General features: G+C 56.4%; 14 protein-coding genes. 8 read left to right on the forward strand and 6 right to left on the reverse strand.

Going from position 1 to position 16,465, the window contains the following annotated elements; genetic code table 11:
- From IOB61_RS01975 to IOB61_RS01990, 4 genes are all read right to left on the reverse strand, one after another.
- Window positions 1-227, reverse strand: a 227-nt coding sequence (locus IOB61_RS01975) for a hypothetical protein (RefSeq protein ID WP_290811387.1), incomplete at its 3' end; no start/stop codon positions are given.
- Entirely contained in the window at window positions 224-2,989 is a 2,766-nt protein-coding gene (locus tag IOB61_RS01980) for a DUF4159 domain-containing protein (RefSeq protein ID WP_290811390.1), read from the reverse strand. The genes IOB61_RS01980 and IOB61_RS01975, both read right to left, overlap by 4 nt.
- Before the next feature lie 2 nt (window positions 2,990-2,991).
- The gene (locus IOB61_RS01985) at window positions 2,992-3,888 is read right to left on the reverse strand and encodes a DUF58 domain-containing protein (RefSeq protein ID WP_290811393.1); all 897 of its coding nucleotides are present in this window, start codon (window positions 3,886-3,888) and stop codon (window positions 2,992-2,994) included.
- Window positions 3,885-4,910, reverse strand: coding sequence for a MoxR family ATPase (locus tag IOB61_RS01990; protein ID WP_290811396.1), 1,026 nt, complete (start codon window positions 4,908-4,910; stop codon window positions 3,885-3,887). Before IOB61_RS01990 ends, IOB61_RS01985 begins: the two co-directional genes overlap by 4 nt.
- A gap of 117 nt (window positions 4,911-5,027) precedes the next feature.
- On the opposite strand from IOB61_RS01990, the gene IOB61_RS01995 reads away from it, so the two are divergent.
- The 6 genes from IOB61_RS01995 to ftsA all read left to right on the forward strand — a co-directional run bounded on the left by IOB61_RS01995 (window position 5,028) and on the right by ftsA (window position 11,734).
- Window positions 5,028-5,612 carry a DUF1285 domain-containing protein gene (locus IOB61_RS01995; RefSeq protein ID WP_290811399.1) on the forward strand — a complete coding sequence of 195 codons (585 nt, stop codon included), beginning with the start codon at window positions 5,028-5,030 and terminating at the stop codon, window positions 5,610-5,612.
- The gene (locus tag IOB61_RS02000; protein ID WP_290811402.1) at window positions 5,609-6,226 is read left to right on the forward strand and encodes a CoA pyrophosphatase; all 618 of its coding nucleotides are present in this window, start codon (window positions 5,609-5,611) and stop codon (window positions 6,224-6,226) included. The genes IOB61_RS01995 and IOB61_RS02000 overlap by 4 nt, the downstream gene beginning before the upstream one ends.
- A gap of 114 nt (window positions 6,227-6,340) precedes the next feature.
- The gene (locus tag IOB61_RS02005) at window positions 6,341-8,263 is read left to right on the forward strand and encodes a hypothetical protein (protein ID WP_290811405.1); all 1,923 of its coding nucleotides are present in this window, start codon (window positions 6,341-6,343) and stop codon (window positions 8,261-8,263) included.
- A 294-nt stretch (window positions 8,264-8,557) separates the two neighbouring features.
- Window positions 8,558-9,475, forward strand: a complete 918-nt coding sequence (locus tag IOB61_RS02010) for a D-alanine--D-alanine ligase (RefSeq protein WP_290811409.1) — start codon at window positions 8,558-8,560, stop codon at window positions 9,473-9,475.
- Window positions 9,463-10,425, forward strand: coding sequence for a cell division protein FtsQ/DivIB (locus IOB61_RS02015; protein ID WP_290811412.1), 963 nt, complete (start codon window positions 9,463-9,465; stop codon window positions 10,423-10,425). Before IOB61_RS02010 ends, IOB61_RS02015 begins: the two co-directional genes overlap by 13 nt.
- Window positions 10,426-10,447: 22 nt before the next feature.
- Window positions 10,448-11,734 (forward strand): cell division protein FtsA, encoded by a 1,287-nt coding sequence (gene ftsA / locus IOB61_RS02020; RefSeq protein WP_290811415.1) that lies wholly within the window; start codon window positions 10,448-10,450, stop codon window positions 11,732-11,734.
- Window positions 11,735-11,740: 6 nt separating this feature from the next.
- Here ftsA and murB read toward each other — a convergent pair whose 3' ends face one another.
- Together murB and murI are read right to left on the reverse strand one after the other, a co-directional pair.
- Complete coding sequence (murB, locus tag IOB61_RS02025; RefSeq protein WP_290811418.1) at window positions 11,741-12,655, reverse strand: UDP-N-acetylmuramate dehydrogenase; 915 nt, start codon at window positions 12,653-12,655, stop codon at window positions 11,741-11,743.
- Between the two features lie 39 nt (window positions 12,656-12,694).
- Window positions 12,695-13,486, reverse strand: a complete 792-nt coding sequence (murI, locus tag IOB61_RS02030) for a glutamate racemase (protein WP_290811421.1) — start codon at window positions 13,484-13,486, stop codon at window positions 12,695-12,697.
- A gap of 187 nt (window positions 13,487-13,673) precedes the next feature.
- Here murI and ftsZ point away from each other — a divergent pair, with 187 nt between their 5' ends.
- Together ftsZ and lpxC are read left to right on the forward strand one after the other, a co-directional pair.
- Complete coding sequence (ftsZ, locus tag IOB61_RS02035) at window positions 13,674-15,302, forward strand: cell division protein FtsZ (RefSeq protein WP_290811424.1); 1,629 nt, start codon at window positions 13,674-13,676, stop codon at window positions 15,300-15,302.
- Window positions 15,303-15,492: 190 nt separating this feature from the next.
- Window positions 15,493-16,407 (forward strand): UDP-3-O-acyl-N-acetylglucosamine deacetylase, encoded by a 915-nt coding sequence (gene lpxC / locus IOB61_RS02040; RefSeq protein ID WP_232780809.1) that lies wholly within the window; start codon window positions 15,493-15,495, stop codon window positions 16,405-16,407.
- The last annotated feature ends 58 nt before the right edge of the window (window positions 16,408-16,465 follow it).

The raw sequence follows: 16,465 nt of genomic DNA on the forward strand, positions 1-16,465 counted from the left end.
AGAACTGCGACAATGTCGGTTAGAGCCACCCGCTCTTCGCGGACTTGGCTGGGCCCTGATAAGCCGATTAATGCAACCAGCACTAAACCAAAGCGGGTCCAGGGGGCTTTGCCACCCAAGCGGACATAAAGTGCCACCAGCCCAATGCCCGCAAGTGCCAAGCCGAAAAGGACATAGGGTGGCAGCCACGGGTCAAGACCCAGTTTGACGAGGTCAATCTCAGTCATCGCGGTGGCACCTGGCGGCGTCCTAGCCGTTCCAGCAAGGCGGGCGCATGCACTTGGTCGGCCTTGTAATTGCCGGTCAGCGCATAAAGCACGATATTTATGCCAACCCGAATGGCGAGTTCATTCGTAGTAGGACCCACCCCATCAAAGCCCTGCATCATGCTCGTGGACGGACTATTCGGCGCTCTCGCCCAAACAGAAGCCCAGTCTCCATCGCCGAGAATGAGGGGGGAAACACCGTCATTGGCGCTGGCTGCCGCTGAAGCTTCGGTCTCGACCCAGAGCTTTGCGTCGGGATAGCGGCCGGGAAATCGCTGGAGGATGTAAAAGGCTTTTGTCAGGACATGGCCATCCGGAACGGGGGCCAGAGGTGGGGCTTCAATTCCCCTTAAGGCCGCACGGGTGATTTGGCGTGCCATAGCGGGGGTCCGTCCGCCACCGCGGGAATCTACAAACAAAACCCCGCCATTTTTCATATAGCGATCTAAGGCACTGGCCACTTCGGGACGGGTTTCGGTGGCAGCCTCCCCCAATGTCCAAAACAGGATGGGATAGAGGGCTAAGTCATCACGGCTTGGATCTAGGCCAATGACTGGACCGGGTTCAACCGAAGTCCGATCTCGCAGCGCCCGCGATAGCCCTTCAAGGCCGCGCTGGGTTTGGGCGTCAAGTGCCCCGTCCCCAGTCTTGATATAAGCGAGCGAGAGGTCTCCCTGCCGCGGTTTGGCCTTTGTGGTTTGCGCACTTGCCTCTGGCGCGCCACCAAAAAACATCAAGCCGAAAAGCAGTAGGCCTGCCATGGCTGCGCCCGTTTTGGCCTGTCCCCGCCATCTGGCCAGCCGCTTAAGCCCCGCAAGCTTGCCTGCAAGCCAGAGGCTGACAATCATGTCGATGAGCAGAAGGGCCATGCCTAAGCCTAGAAAAGGTCCCGCCAGAGATTGAGGTTGCCTTTCGGCTTCGGCCACGCGTTCGACTTTGGCCAAGTCGGGCAAAGGGTCCAAGCGCAGATTGGGGGCAGCTGCTTGCAAGATCCACCGCACGCCCCCGCCTTCATAAATGCCAGGGGGCCGATCAAGGCTGGGTTGGGCAGTTTGCACTTCTTCCGGTCGGATCGGACGAATTTGCGGGTCTGGCGCGCGAAACGTGCCAAATCCGTCCAACACCAAGACGGGCTTCAATGGCGCTGTACCCACAACAAAATTAGCGGGAATGGCGCTAGAGGCCGCTTGCGCCAGAACGCGCCGCAGCATGGCAACTTGCACGCCCGAGAAAGCAACATCGCTCCAGGCTGGACCGGCGGTTGTGTGAAACAGCACGACTTTGCCTTTGCCTAATTCACGTGCAGTAACCAAAGGCGTTCCATCGGCGAGGCGTGCCCAAATCTGTAAAGCTTGTTGATCCCGTGTCGAGGTGGTGCCGCCCGCGCTTGCTTCTGGTGCCAAAACCGCAATTTGGGTAACGCGGGCATCATCGGGCACCGTCAAGCCCGCAAAGGGGCTGGTAGGGTCAAACACGCCGATCTTGCCCGCATTATCCCATGTCATACTACCCCTGACAGTTCGCGGTTCGGGGGCAAGGGCTGCGGGGATAAGTGGGCTTGGGCCAGCGGCCAGAAGTTTCGGACCGGCTGTCCGGATCAAAAGACCGCCATTTCGTACAAAGCGTTCTAAGGCTTGGCTGTCTTGCGCCCCAAGTTCGCCCGCATCGGGCAGGATTAATGCGTCCAGACCCGCATCAATCAGCCGGGTCAAATTCGCGCGCGTCAAATCAGTATAGGGCTTAAGCGCCCCTTCTAGATAATGGGCGTCTGACAATAAAGGTTGATCGTCTTGGCGCTCGGCGATCAGGCCCGTGCGGACACGGCGATCAAAGGCATCGAGCAAGAAGACGCCACCAGCCGAGCGCGCATCGGCTGTCCGAAGGGCTGCGACATCGCGCATGACGACCGATTCCAAAGCAAAGCTGACCCCCGTTGGCACGAGGGCCACACTCGTTTCCCGCAGGCTTTGGCCGCGACTATTGACCGCTTCCAGCCTTTGGGTTCGGCTGGTCGCAGGACCTGTGACGACGCCCAGACTATAGCCTTCAGACGTGGCAGCGGCCCGGGTAATGGCAACCGCACCCTCGGGCACACCGCGCAAACGTACCGAGCCTATCTGTGTCAATCTCTCTGCAAACGCTTGGCTCTTGGCGTGGGCGACACCATCCGAGAACCAAAGGATGCGCTGGCCCGTCGGAAGATCCTTCAGCGCGCCTAAAGCGCCAGATGGATCGGGCAAGACTGGCTTTGGCTGGGCGGCTAGAATGCGGGCTGCAGCTTGGCTGGGGCTTAAGACTTCCAGCGGCCTCGCGCCGTTGCCACCATGCGTGGTCCACAACAAACGTACAGGCCCACTCGATGCCCGCGCGACTTGGGCGGCCTCATCGGTAACCGCGCGCCAAGAAGGCGCCGAGGTCCACCCATCGTCGATGACGATCAACAGGGGTCTTGTATCGGGTTTGGTGACTGGATTGAGCACTGGACCAGAAAATCCGAGCACAAAGAGACCCAAAGCCAACATCCGAAACCAAGCCAGCCACGGCGGGGTTTTTTTCGGGGTTTCTTCTGTATTTGGCAAGTTTGCCAAAAGGGCGGTGGGCGGAAACACCTGTTCGCGTGGGGCCGGCGGCAAGGCCCGAATAACCAGCCAAATCAGAGGCAAAGCCGCCAAAGCTAGCAAGGCCAAAGGGGTCGTGATTCCAAGAGGGCCAAAGGTCAACATGGCTAGCCCGCCCCTTGGCTGGAGGCACCGCGTCCATCCAATAGCGCAGCAGCCTGCAACGTCACGGGCAAGGCTGGTTGATCTGTCGCATGGCTGAGCAAACTGCCTTGGGTTCGGCTAAGTGCCGCACGCAGCGTTTCAAAATGTAGACGGTAGGCACTCTGATACGCCTCGCGCGCGGCCCCGGCTTGACCAATAATCACGGGTGAGGCGCTGCCGGGCTCAGTGAACGCCACGCGACCTTCAAAAGGGAAAGCTTCTTCGTCTGGGTCGCGGATCAAAACAAACAAGACCGGCTGGGCTGCAGAAGACAAGCGGCGAAGCCGTTCTGCCCAGATTTCAATGGGTTCTAACCCGTCGCTCACAATCAGGATTTGCGCTTGCCGGTCGCTTTTGAGGGCTGCTTGGGCGTCAAACTGGCCCCCACCGACCATAAGTGCCTGAAGAAAGGTCTCTTCTTGGCCAAACATTTGGCCACCAAATAAGGTGCTAACCCGTTCACCGCCCGCCTTGGCTGCCATGGCAAGCGCCAAGGCAATAATCAGCGCGCGTTCTGCTTTCGTGGGGCGACTGGCTTGATTGCGCCACATCATAGAAGGGCGTGTGTCGACCCAAATGCGCAAAGAGGCTGGGCTTTCGCGTTCCATCTCCCGCACAAAGAGGCGGTCAGAGCGCGCGGACCGTCGCCAATCCACGTGGCGTAGGGTCTCGCCTTCGAGAAGTTCGCGGTGCTGCCAAAAAGCTTCACCCAGGCCTGCGCGTCGTCGTCCGTGCGCACCAAGGATCAGGCTGGCGGCGGTCTTGCGCGCATCCATCAAAAGGGCAGGCAGACTATTGGCCAAATCTTGGGCATCGCCAGCCAATTTGGCAGGGATAAACGCCTGTTGGCTCGCCATCATGCGGGTCGCAGTGCCTCTAGAACCAAGCGATCAATCAATTTTGCGAGGTCTAGCCCATCCGCACGAGCGCGCCAGGTTAAAGCCATACGGTGGGCAAGGGCGGCGCGGGCAATCGCGGTTACATCGTCCAAGCTGGGGCTAACCCGGCCGCGCAGGAAAGCGCGTGCCTTGGCGGCCTTAATCAGTGCTTGACCCGCGCGCGGGCCTGGTCCCCAAGCCACAAGATTGCGTATTTCAGGATCGGTCGCACTTTCAGGTCGAGCCGACCGCACGAGGTCGAGCACCCCATCCAAGATTTTTTCGCCCACCGGCATGCTACGCACAAAGCTTTGCAAATTGGCCAATTCGCCGGGTTTTAGAGCTGCCTTTGCAACCAAATCACCCTCGCCTGTGGTTGCCAACAGAACTTGCCGCTCGGTCTCGCGATCCGGGAAGGGCACATCAATTTGCAAGAGGAAACGATCCAATTGCGCTTCCGGCAAGGGATAGGTGCCTTCTTGTTCGATTGGGTTTTGGGTGGCCAAAACAAAGAAGGGCTCTGGCAGGCTGTAGGTGACGCCAGAGACAGTCACTTGGCCCTCTTGCATGGCTTGGAGAAGGGCGGATTGGGTGCGTGGGCTTGCGCGGTTGATTTCATCTGCCATCAAAAGGCTTGTGAAGACTGGGCCTTGTACAAAGCGGAAACTACGTTTGCCGTTACTGTCTTGATCAAGGATTTCTGATCCGATGATGTCGGACGGCATGAGGTCTGGTGTGAATTGTACCCGGCCCCAATCTAGCCCTGTGGCGATGGCAACAGCTTCTACCAGTCGGGTTTTGGCCAACCCCGGTGCGCCAACCAACAAGCCATGACCACCGGCCAAGATTGTCGCAAGTGTCAGATCAATCACCCGCTCTTGCCCAAGGATGGCACCGCCAACCCCGGCACGGACCGCTGCAATGGTTTCAAGTGCGCGATCAATGCGCCCTGAGGTCTGATCGGCAGTGTCGTCGGAAGGGGTTTGATGGGACATATCACTCATGGATTTAGCCTAGCCTGACTCAAGGGTGTTGCGCGAGTGTCTTTTCAGAGAGGTTTCTTCCGTCGATCAGTGCACCCTCATCTGGTCATCCCCCCAGAACGAACCTAAGTTGATCGCATGAGTGATCCACGTCCCCTTGCAGATTTGTTGGCAGAATTAATGCGTTTGCAGGGCCAGCATGGGCGCGAGCGGGCGTTGCCGCCGGTCGAGCGGTGGAATCCTGCCCATTGCGGCGATATTGGCATGGAAATTCGGGCGGACGGCACTTGGTGGCACGAAGGGGTTCGCATCACCCGCCAGCCGATGATCGATCTTTTTTCCACCATTTTGCGCAAGGATGAGGATGGGCAGACCTATTTGGTGACGCCGGGCGAGAAAGTGATTGTCCATGTTGCTGACGCCCATTTTTTGGGGACACGTGTCGACCGGCTTGAGACCAGCCTCGGACCCAGCATCGTTGTGACAACCAATGTCGGCGATCAAATTGTTGTTGGGCCAACCAATCCCTTGTGGGTCGATCATGATCCCAAAACTGGGCAGCCCCGGCCCTATGTGCGGGTGCGTGGACGGTTAGACGCCCGCATCCTGCGCGCCCCCTTCTATGAATTGGTTGAATGGGCTGATTTGGAAGGCGAACGCCTGACCCTGACCAGCCAAGGCGTAAATTTCGATCTGGGGCTGGTGGAAGGCATCGAGGGATGAGCGAAGCCGAATTGATTGCCTTGCTTGAGCAGCGCTTAGCGCCGCCAGAGGCCTTGGCCGGTCGGCCGCCTTATTCGGACTTTGATTTGTCAGGCGAGCGTCCCGCCCAGCCAAGTTTGCGTGATGCTTCGGTGCTGGTGCCACTGGTTACGCGTCAGGCAGGCTTGTCGGTCCTTTTGACGCGCCGTTCGGCGGATATGCCAACCCATTCCGGCCAAATTGCTTTCCCCGGTGGCAGGCGGCAAGCGGAGGATGCCGACGCAATTGCAACAGCCCTGCGTGAAGCCCGTGAAGAAGTGGGCCTCGATCCAGCCCATGTGCGGGTGCTGGGGGCTTCTGACCCGTATGAAACGGTCACGCAATTTCGGGTTACACCAATTGTGGGCCTAGTTTCCCATCAAGCAGACTTTGTTGCCGATCCGCGCGAAGTCGATGCCATCTTCGAAGTACCCTTTGCCTTCTTTATGAATCCCGCCAACCACCAACGCCATTCGCGCGACTATAATGGCCAGACCCGTTATTATTACGCCATGCCCTACGGCGATCATTATGTTTGGGGCGCGACCGCCGGCATGCTGCGCGCCCTATATTTGCGGCTGTTTGGGGAGCGGTGAGGCGGCGGTTACTTAAAATCTCTTGAAGCTGCATATTGACTTAAAATTCGTACTCTATGAAGCTGAAAGAATACTGCCAGGACAAGATTCCAGCTAGACTTGAGGAGGTTTACATTGCGCTTTATCGCAAGGGTGTTGGTTGGTTGCGTTGCAATCGTAACAACTCTTGTAGGTGCAATAGCCCTTGGCGATGACAAAGCTGAACCGCTTGCCATTGCTCTCTTGGGCCAAACGGCAAAGGAACTCACTCAAGATCAAAATGCGATTGGTGCGCTTTCCGGTCAGCAGATTTGCAGTCGCCCACTATCCTCTGTGGTGAATCTATCACCGAGCGGATCCTTTATCTCGGTCTTTCAGAATCCTGAATTCGAACCAAAGCTCAACGACACAAAGTCTGTCGAGCTGCTCAGGGTACAAAATGGGCTCAGAGGCATTGGGATCATGAAAGTTACCCCACTTGGGTGGGCACGAACGACTGACGCATATTATCTCCGAAAAATCGATGGCGCAGTCATCAAGATCGATCCGCAGACAGCACACATTGAAGAAGTTCAAACTCTCGGCAGTCAAATCAACCATTATGGTAGAAACCGTCAATTTCTTGGCGGTCATGCGGGATATGTTGTATTTGGTCCTCAAATTTTGGACAAAGATTTAGTCCTTGTAGATGTAGAGCATCCAGATCAAATCCTAAGAATTCCAACAAATTTTACTAGAATTAGTAGAGTTTCTATTTCTTGTGGTGCAAATGTATCTGTCGTCGACATTTGTGCCGTATCAATCACGATGCAAGATACGTTAAACGAAACACCGCTGGCGAAAGCTGAAGCGCAAGTACAGATTGCCCGCATTTCCACTCGTACAGGGCAGGTGATTTCGCAACAAACACTTAGATCGCCGAAACTCATTGCAGCAGATTATGTTGGCCAGTTTTCTGAGGGAGTCGCTATTTGGTTGGGTTATAGTGGTAAAAGCCGTAACATTTTCCTTGTCGATCAATCAGGCAATGTCGCAGAGTTGCCGAGCCCAATTGGAGATATAAAGGAAGCCTATTTGGACGCTAACAATTCATTGATTATTGAAAATTTTTCTAATCAGGTTGCACGGGCGGGCAAGTTCAATCCATCAACAGTGAACCACGAACTTACACCGCGCTGGATAAAGGTTGGCAGGCATCTTCCCGTACAAGGTCCACGCGGTTTTCGGTTGATTAACCTTGGCGAAGACCCAGTTCAAAGCGGAGTTGAGGAAGGTTCCAGAACACGTGGGGAGCTCTCATTCGGATGCCAGTCAAACTACCGCAATTACGCTTGGGTGCCGCTAGGGAGATCGGGTTATCATGAGTTTCTGCCAGAAACTGGGCAGCGAAGAGGTTTGCTCGTTTATTTGCACGGAGGACCTTACTCGAGATATTCGCCCTCACCGAGCAATATCCTGCTGCCGTGGCTGGCAAACGGATACAAGGTCTGGGTGCCAGAGCACCCTGGAACGCCTGGCTTTGGACTTTCCTATCTGATGCCGACTCCTGACGTCATAAATGAGGAAATTGATTTACTTGCCAGGCGAATTCAATTCGAGCAGTCGACCCTCAAAAAGGGAAATCCTGATGAGTTCTCTACTGTCTTCATGGGCAATAGCTTCGGTGGATTTGCCCTGATTCAGCTTTCGAAAATCTTGCCCCAATCGCCAAGCACCGTTTTCGTTCTCGTAAATGCTCCGTGTAGAAACTACTCAAGCATGCCGAGTGCGCGTGGGAAATCTATGCGCTACGCGCATGTAAGGGCCGTCGGCACAGCATACCAAAAGCTTTCACTTCGGAATAGTGACGATTTCGATCTGTGTGCTGTTGAAGGTGAAGCTCCGATTTTTGTCTTTAGGAGTGAAAATGATGAAACTGTTGGGCCTCAAAGCGCTATGCGTATCGCGAAAGCTTCTGCCTCAAACGTTGTCGTTCTGAAGAACGAGACTCACAACATCAGTTTGGCCGGTGCGGAAAAGATTGTAGAAGCGGTTTTAGGTCAAATGGAAAGGCAATAGCATCCAAACTTGACCGCATTTCAAAAATACTTGGTTTGGTCCAGCGCTCTCAGCTTACTGGAGGTCTGCATTGTAACTTTTTTGTCAGCTTCGATGACTCATTTTGAACCCGCTACCCAAACCCGCACGGCTTTAGGTGGAAAACTGCCCACTGAAATTTCAGTCAAAATCCCGAATCATTTCTGCACCAATGTGCGTGGGCTTTAACCTACCATTCACCTCAATCCTTCATGTCTCATCAATCATTGCGTTGGGTACCGATTAGTGCCCCAACTTATAAGGGATTGGCGCAGCATGAAGGGCGTGCGGGTAGGGGTGTTAATGGGTGGCTGGTCTGCCGAGCGACCTGTGTCGCTTGTCTCCGGTAAAGCCTGCGCCGATGCCGCGCGCGCGCTGGGTGCTGACGTTGTGGAAATCGATGTCGATCGCGATATTGCTTCAGTCCTGAAATCTGTCTCGCCAGATATTGCGCTAAATGCTTTGCATGGACCTTGGGGCGAGGATGGGCGGATCCAGTCTGTGCTGGAAATCGCGAATATTCCTTACACGCATTCTGGCGTTCTGGCTTCCGCTTTGGCGATGGATAAGGAAAAGGCCAAGGCGGTGTTTGCCAGTGCGGGTCTTGATGTGCCAGCTGGCAAACTGATGTCGCGCCAAGAGGCAGCCCGCGAACATCCCCTAGAGCCACCCTATGTCGTGAAGCCCAATGCGGACGGTTCCTCCTTTGGGGTGTTCATTGTGCGCAAGGGCGAAAATAGACCGCCCGAAAAGTTGCTCGACCCGGATTGGCGCTCTGGCGATGAAGTCCTGGTTGAAGAATTTATCGCGGGTCGTGAACTTACTCTCGCCGTTATGGGTGACCGGGCCTTGGCGGTTACAGAAATCCGTACGGGTCATGAATTTTACGATTATGACGCCAAATATGCCGCAGGCGGCTCAGTCCACCATGTAAATCCATCAGACTTGCCTCCTGCAATCCATGAGAAGGCGATGCGAGATGCGGTTCGCGCCCATCAATTATTGGGCTGTCGTGGGGTAACACGGACGGACTTCCGTTATGATCCCGCCACCAACCGCTTGGTGGTGTTGGAAATCAATACCCAGCCCGGGATGACTCCAACCTCGCTGGCCCCCGAGCAGGCAGCTCATATCGGTCTGTCGTTTAATGATCTTGTGAAATGGATGTTGGAGGACGCGTCATGCCCGCGATGAGACAAACGCGCCGTGCGGCCCCCAAGCGCGCGCCAATTCCACGCGGACGTCCGCGGTCGCCGCGTCGTACCGATAGTCACGCTTGGACCATGAAGCTGGGCGCTTGGGCCCATGCCCGTATGCGGGCCGCCCAATATGACGGCCCTACACGTCGCATTTTGGTTGGCTTTACCATCGTTTCGGTTTTTTCGATTTTTGTCCTGTTGGCGGCGGGCCTTGGTATCTTGGATGATATGGGGCGGGGCATTCAAACAAGTGCTGGCAATGCGGCCCGTGGTGCAGGTCTCGCCGTGCGCGTGGTCAATGTTCAAGCGCCCAATGGCATGCAATTGAGTGAGTATCAGCGCGCTGAGGCTGAAGTGAAATCTGGCGTGATGGCCGATGATGTTATGTTTGGGGTCGACCCCTCTGAAGTCCGGATGCGCGTGGCGGAATTGCCCTGGGTTGAGAGCGTCGTGGTCCGCCGCCTATGGCCAGATCAAATCCAAATCCTGATTACGCCGCGTGCGGCAACGGCCCTTTGGCAGGACCAAGGCAAATTGTCGTTTATGGACGGCACGGGCCGCAAACTGGGTGAAGCGAAAAACACCAAATCGGCCAAGGGCTATGCTTTGGTTGTCGGGGCCAATGCGGGGCCTCAAGCGCCCGCTCTGTTTGAAGCCCTGCGCGCCTATCCAGCGATTGCTGAGCGCACATCTGCAGCCATGTGGATCGGCGATCGCCGTTGGACCCTGCGCTTGAAATCAGGGGGTGACATTTTGTTACCTGAGACTGGGATGGCTGAGGCTCTGGCCCATTTGCAAGCGCTGCAAGCCAGCCATCAAATCCTCGACCGTGAATTTTCCCGCTTGGACCTCAGAACGTCCGGCACTCTTATTCTCCGCCCGACTCCAGAACGTTTGTCGGTGACGAAACCTCAAGATGTGGCGAAGTCCGCGCAGAGGGTTTGATACACACCGAAATGAGACAAACATGTCCTCTCTAACCAAACGTGCTGCCGTTGAAAGTCGTACACCCGCACCCCGTGCGGCCATGCTGGCTGCCTTGGATATTGGTGCGTCAAAAATCACCTGCTTCATTGGAAGCACGGGCCAAGGCACGGGCCCGCTGCGAGTAGCCGGGGTCGGTACCCAGCCCGCGCGCGGTGTGCGTAATGGCGCGATTGTTGATTTAGAAGCGGCAACCAAGGCGGTTAAGGCAGCGATTGCGCAAGCAGAGCGCATGTCGGGTGTGACGGTCAGTGAAGTGGTGGTCTCGGTTTCAGGCTTTGGCGTCCGGGCCGAGCAAGCCCATGGTGAAATCACTTTTGCCAATACCGAAATTGGTCCCAAAGAGCGCCGCCGCGTGGTGGGCTCCGCGCTAGAGCATGTGCGTCTTGATGGCCGATCCATCCTCCATGCGACACCTAGCTTCTTTGTTGTTGACGGTCAAAAGGTCCGCGATCCACGCGGCATGTTAGGGCGTCGTTTGGGCGTGGCGGTTACGGTCGTGACAGCCCCAACACCGCAATGGCGCAATATTGTGCTGTGTGTGGAGCGGGCGACCTATACGATTTCAGGCTCTGTCGCAGCACCTTATGCCGCTGCTCTGGGGGCATTGGCCGAAGATGATTTGGAGCTGGGCGCTTTGGTTGTGGATATGGGCGCGCGCTCGACGACGGCTGCTTTGTTCCATGCCGGAGCCCTTATTCACGTTGATGCTGTCCCCATTGGATCAGACCATGTCACCCACGACATTGCCCATTGCCTGGGCACAACGGCAGCAGCAGCTGAGCGGCTTAAAATTGTGCATGGCAGCGCGATTGCTAGCCTAAACGAAGATAATTTGATGATTGATGCGCCGCGCATGGGCGAGGATGGTCAACTCATCTCGGATCAAGCTCCGCGCTCTATCCTGACGGGCGTTGTTCGACCCCGCGTGGAAGAGACGTTGGAATTGTTGCGCGACCGCTTGCGTGCGGGCGGGCTCGATAAGCTCAATGCAGGACGGCGGATCGTGTTGACCGGTGGCGGCAGTCAGTTGAACGGTGTACGTGAATTGGCTGCACGCGTGTTTGAAGGCCACGTCCGTATCGGTCGCCCGCAACGCTTTACAGGGCTGGGTGATGCGGTTGCAGGTCCTGGCTATTCGGTGGCCGCAGGGCTGTTGCGTTGGGGCGTAGAGCGGCCAACCGATATGGCCAGCAGTGCGTCACAAATGGTGGAGCCCTCGAGCCATCCTGTCGCACGGGCCCTGCAGTGGCTTAAAGATAATTTCTAGCGCGCTTTAGCCTTCGATGCCGATGCGCTTGATTTCCCAATGCAGATCGACGCCTTGGGTTGCTTTAACGCGTTGAATCACATGCTCGCCCAAGGCCTCTAGGTCTTTTGCGGTCGCATTGCCGGTATTGATCATGAAGTTGCAATGCTTCTCGCTCATTTGCGCACCACCAATTTGATAGCCGCGCAGGCCAGCTGCATCGATCACTTGCCAAGACTTGCGCCCACCAGATTGGACGGGGTCAGGGTTTTTAAACGTGCTGCCGCCGGTTTTGTCGCGAATTGGCTGACTTTGTTCGCGCTTTTGGGTGATGGCCTCCATGCGGGCGAGGATGGCGGCAGGCTCATCTGCTGTCCCTCTGAATGTGGCGGACACAAAAATCAAATCCGTGGGGGCTGTGGTGTGTCGATAAGTAAAGCCCATGTCAGCGCAGCTAATCTCATGGCGCTGTCCCGCGCGGTCATAGGCCACACACGAAACTAGAACGTCTTTAGTCTCGCTCTCATAACAGCCTGCATTCATCCGCAGCGCGCCGCCGATCGTGCCGGGGACACCGCGATAAAATTCAAGACCTGCAATGCCGGCTTCCGCCGCCTTCTTGGCAACGCTGGCATCAAGGCAGGCAGCCCCAGCCGTGACAGTCAGGCCGTCGGTCGAGATTTGGCCAAAGCCGCGCGCAGATAAGCGGATCACCACGCCCGGAACGCCACCATCACGCACAATCAGATTGGAGCCGACACCAACAGCCAGAATGGGGATATCGGCTGGGCAGGCGCGCAGAAAATCTGCCAGATCCGCCTCATCGGCGGGCTGAAACAGCACTTCGGCGGGTCCCCCGACCCGAAACCAGGTGAAGGGGGCCAATGTGACACTGGCTTCGAGTTTGCCCCGAACAGGGGGAAGGCGGTCCAAAAGGGTCATAGATCAGGCTTAACGCCAGCTTCGGTCCTCGAAAAGGGGCTAAAGCTGAGACTCAACACTCAAGACCTGCGTGGATTGAAAGCCAAAGTCTGACAGAACCCGGCGGGTTGCTCCATCCTTGCCCCCCGTTGTCAGTCCCGTCCGGAGCGTGGGCGCATCTGTATCTAGATGGCTTTCCAGCAAAAAGGCTGTGCGCCGGGCAATTGCCTCGCCAGAATCCACCCAGGTGACCGGGCGAGGGGCGCAGGCTTCAAGTTCAGCTTGAACCAAGGGATAATGGGTGCAGGCCAAGACGATAACATCCAGCGCTTCACCGCCTTCTTGGTCGAAAAGCCCAGCCATGGATGCTTTGAATATGTCCGGATCAGGCGTTTGCCCGGCCAATTTGGCTTCTGCTGCGCCCGCAAGACCGACCGCGCCATGGCGGAGAACCTTATTGCCCATAGCAAATTGAGCAATTAGCGCATCGGTATAGGGGCGAGTGACAGTTTTGGGGGTTGCCAATAGGCCTATGGTGCCCGTCCGGGTCAGAGTAGCGGCAGGCTTGATCGCAGGGACGACCCCAACCACTGGAATATCGACCTGGCCGCGCACAACATCGAGGGCAAGCGTACTTGCCGTGTTGCAGGCGATGATGACCAAATCGGCTGATACGGCCGCAATGCCAGCTCGAATCACCCTCGGGACACGGACCATCAAGTCCGCATCCGCCTTCTCGCCATAGGGGAAGAAGGCCGTATCCGCCAGATGGAAAAGGTCGACCCCCAATCGGGCGTTAACAATCGCATTAACGACTGACAAGCCGCCTAGACCAGAATCGAAAACAAGCACATGAGGTCTATTTTTCAGGGGTTTCATCCGCACCATGTGCCTTTCAGAGACGCGTGAATCATGCTGAATTTTTTCTTAAGATTCATCATTTGCATGAATCAAATTAACTCCTGCTTAAACATGTCGGGGGCATCCTCAGACATCGATTCTTTCACCAATCCCGCACGAAGCCTTCGAGGAGCCTAGAATGGCTATCCGCCTAAACGTCCCCACCCAAACTGAACTCAGCCCACGGATTGTCGTATTCGGCGTCGGTGGCGCGGGCGGCAATGCCGTCAATAATATGATTGATGCAGACTTGCAGGGTGTGGAGTTTGTCGTTGCAAACACCGATGCGCAGGCCTTGGCCCGCTCCAAGGCAGAGCGTCGCATTCAGATCGGTTTGAATACCACCCAGGGCTTGGGTGCAGGCGCGACGCCACAAGTTGGCATGGCAGCAGCGGAAGAAAGCCAAAGCGAGATTCTCGATCATTTGGCCGATGCCAATATGGTCTTTATCACAGCTGGTATGGGCGGTGGCACGGGGACGGGGGCGGCCCCCGTGATCGCGCGTACGGCGAAAGAGCAGGGCATTTTGACGGTCGCCGTGGTGACCCGTCCATTCCAGTTCGAAGGGCCGCGCCGTATGCGCATGGCCGATGCCGGCATTGCTGAGCTTCAAAAATATGTCGACACGCTGATCATCATTCCAAATCAGAATCTGTTCCGCGTTGCCAATGACAAAACGACTTTCCATCAAGCTTTCCAATTGGCCGACCAAGTGTTGCATTCAGGTGTGCGTGGGATCACCGATCTGATGGTCATGCCCGGCCTGATCAATCTTGACTTTGCGGATGTGCGCTCGGTGATGGGCGAAATGGGCAAGGCAATGATGGGCACTGGCGAGGCCTCGGGTGAGCGCCGTGCCTTGGAAGCCGCCACCAAAGCGATCAATAATCCGTTGTTGGAAGATATGTCGCTGAAAGGCGCGCGTGGGGTGTTGATCAACATCACCGGCGGCTATGACATGACCTTGTTTGAGTTGGACGAAGCAGCCAACCACATCCGCCAAGAAGTTGATCCAGATGCCAATATCATTGTGGGCTCGACCTTCGATGAGACTTTGGAAGGCGTGATGCGCGTGTCTGTGGTTGCAACCGGTATTGAAGCCGCTGCCATGACCGAAGGCCGTCCACAAGCCACCGGCTATTTCAATACGGAACCCGCCCAACAGCCTGCGGCACCGGCGCCAACCGTTGTTCGCGTCAATAATGGTCGTGAGCCTATGGTGCATCAGCCCATCGTGCAGCGTCAGCCAGAGCCGCAAGCAGCGCCAGTCGCCCAAGAGCCCAGCTATCAGCAGCCAGCCCAGCCCGTGATGCAACAGCCTGCACCTCAACCCGTGCAGCAACCTTTGTTCCAGCAGCCTCAAGCTGCAGCGGAGCCAATGGCACCGCGTCAGGACTACCAGCAGCCAGCACCGCAAGCGCAACCAAACTACGCAGCAGCTGCCGCGCCACAGGCGCGCCCTGTCTATCAAGCGGCTCAACCACGCCCACCGATGCATGGGGCAACCGCCCAGCAGCGCCCTGAACAGCCAAGCTATCAGGCGCGTTCTGCAGCGCCTCAATACCAAGAAGAGCCACGCCAACAGCGCAGCTCCGGCTTCAACGGTTTTAATATCTTCGGCCGTCCAAAGCCTGCTGCCCGTGAGGAGCAATGGGAAGAGCGCGCTGAACCAAGCGCAAAATCGATCACACAAACACAGCCATTATTTGGCGATGAGTTTGATGACGAGATCGAAATCCCAACCTTCCTGCGCAAGCAAGCTAACTAACTCACTCTTTTTTCGAGAGTTTACCAAGAAAAGCGCCGCCGTACAGAAATGTGCGGCGGCGTTCACGTTCTATTGTCACATATCGAAATATTGTTTGGTTTGTCAGGTGACAGCGTCTGCGGCAAAGAGGAAGCGCAGACATGTGTCCCTTGGGGCAAGACGTTTAAATTGAGATGAAGGTCCGTAGCGCGTGCAATACCAAACTGTGACAGCCCTCCAACATACGCTCGCAGGCCATGCGTCTTGCGTGGGCGTTGGCTTGCATACGGGAAAGCCTGTCCGGGTGACGTTGAAGCCTGCCGGTGTTGACCATGGTATTGTGTTTGTACGCTTGGATGCGCCTGAATTTGCGCGCCGCATTGCCGCTTTGGTCGATAAGGTTACCACAACCGAATTAGGCACCACCTTGGCTAATTCTGCGGGTGTATCGGTTGCCACGGTTGAGCATTTGATGGCGGCGCTGTTTGGCATGGGCATCGACAATGCCATTGTCGAAATTGATGGGCCTGAAGTGCCCATTCTGGATGGTTCGTCTGAGCCTTTCATCGAAATGATTGAGATGACTGGGACGCGTGCCTTGGGTGCGCCGCGCCGCATGCTGGAAGTTGTAAAGCCGGTGGAAGTTCGTCTGGGCGACAAGCTTGCCCGCCTTGAGCCTTTTGATGGGTTTGAATTGGACGTCACGGTTGAATTCACCACGCGCGCCATTGGCCGCCAGCGGGTGGTGTTTGACTGCACCCCACAAAGTTTTGCCAATGAGTTGGGTGCCGCGCGCACCTTTGGTTTCATGCATCAGGTTGAGGCGATGCAGGCCAAGGGCTTAGCCCTCGGTGGTTCGCTTGAGAATGCGGTCGTGATTGATGGCGATACAATCGTCAATCAAGAAGGCTTGCGCTTTGCCGATGAATTTGTGCGCCATAAGGCCCTGGATGCGGTCGGTGATCTGGCTTTGGCTGGCGCGCCGATCAAGGGCCGCTATGTGGCAGAGCGTTCGGGCCATGAAATGAACGTCGCACTGGTTCGTGCACTCTTGGCGGACGAAACGGCGTGGCGGTGGAATTTCGCGCCACTAGCCGCTGAGCTGTTGCCTGCAGCCGGGGCCTAAACGCCGAACATTTCGCTTGGCGAACCTGTGCGAGGGTGGCACGCTAACACCCAAACTT

Origin of the sequence: Aquidulcibacter sp., assembly GCF_020253525.1 — a bacterium.
GTDB lineage: Bacteria > Pseudomonadota > Alphaproteobacteria > Caulobacterales > Aquidulcibacteraceae > Aquidulcibacter.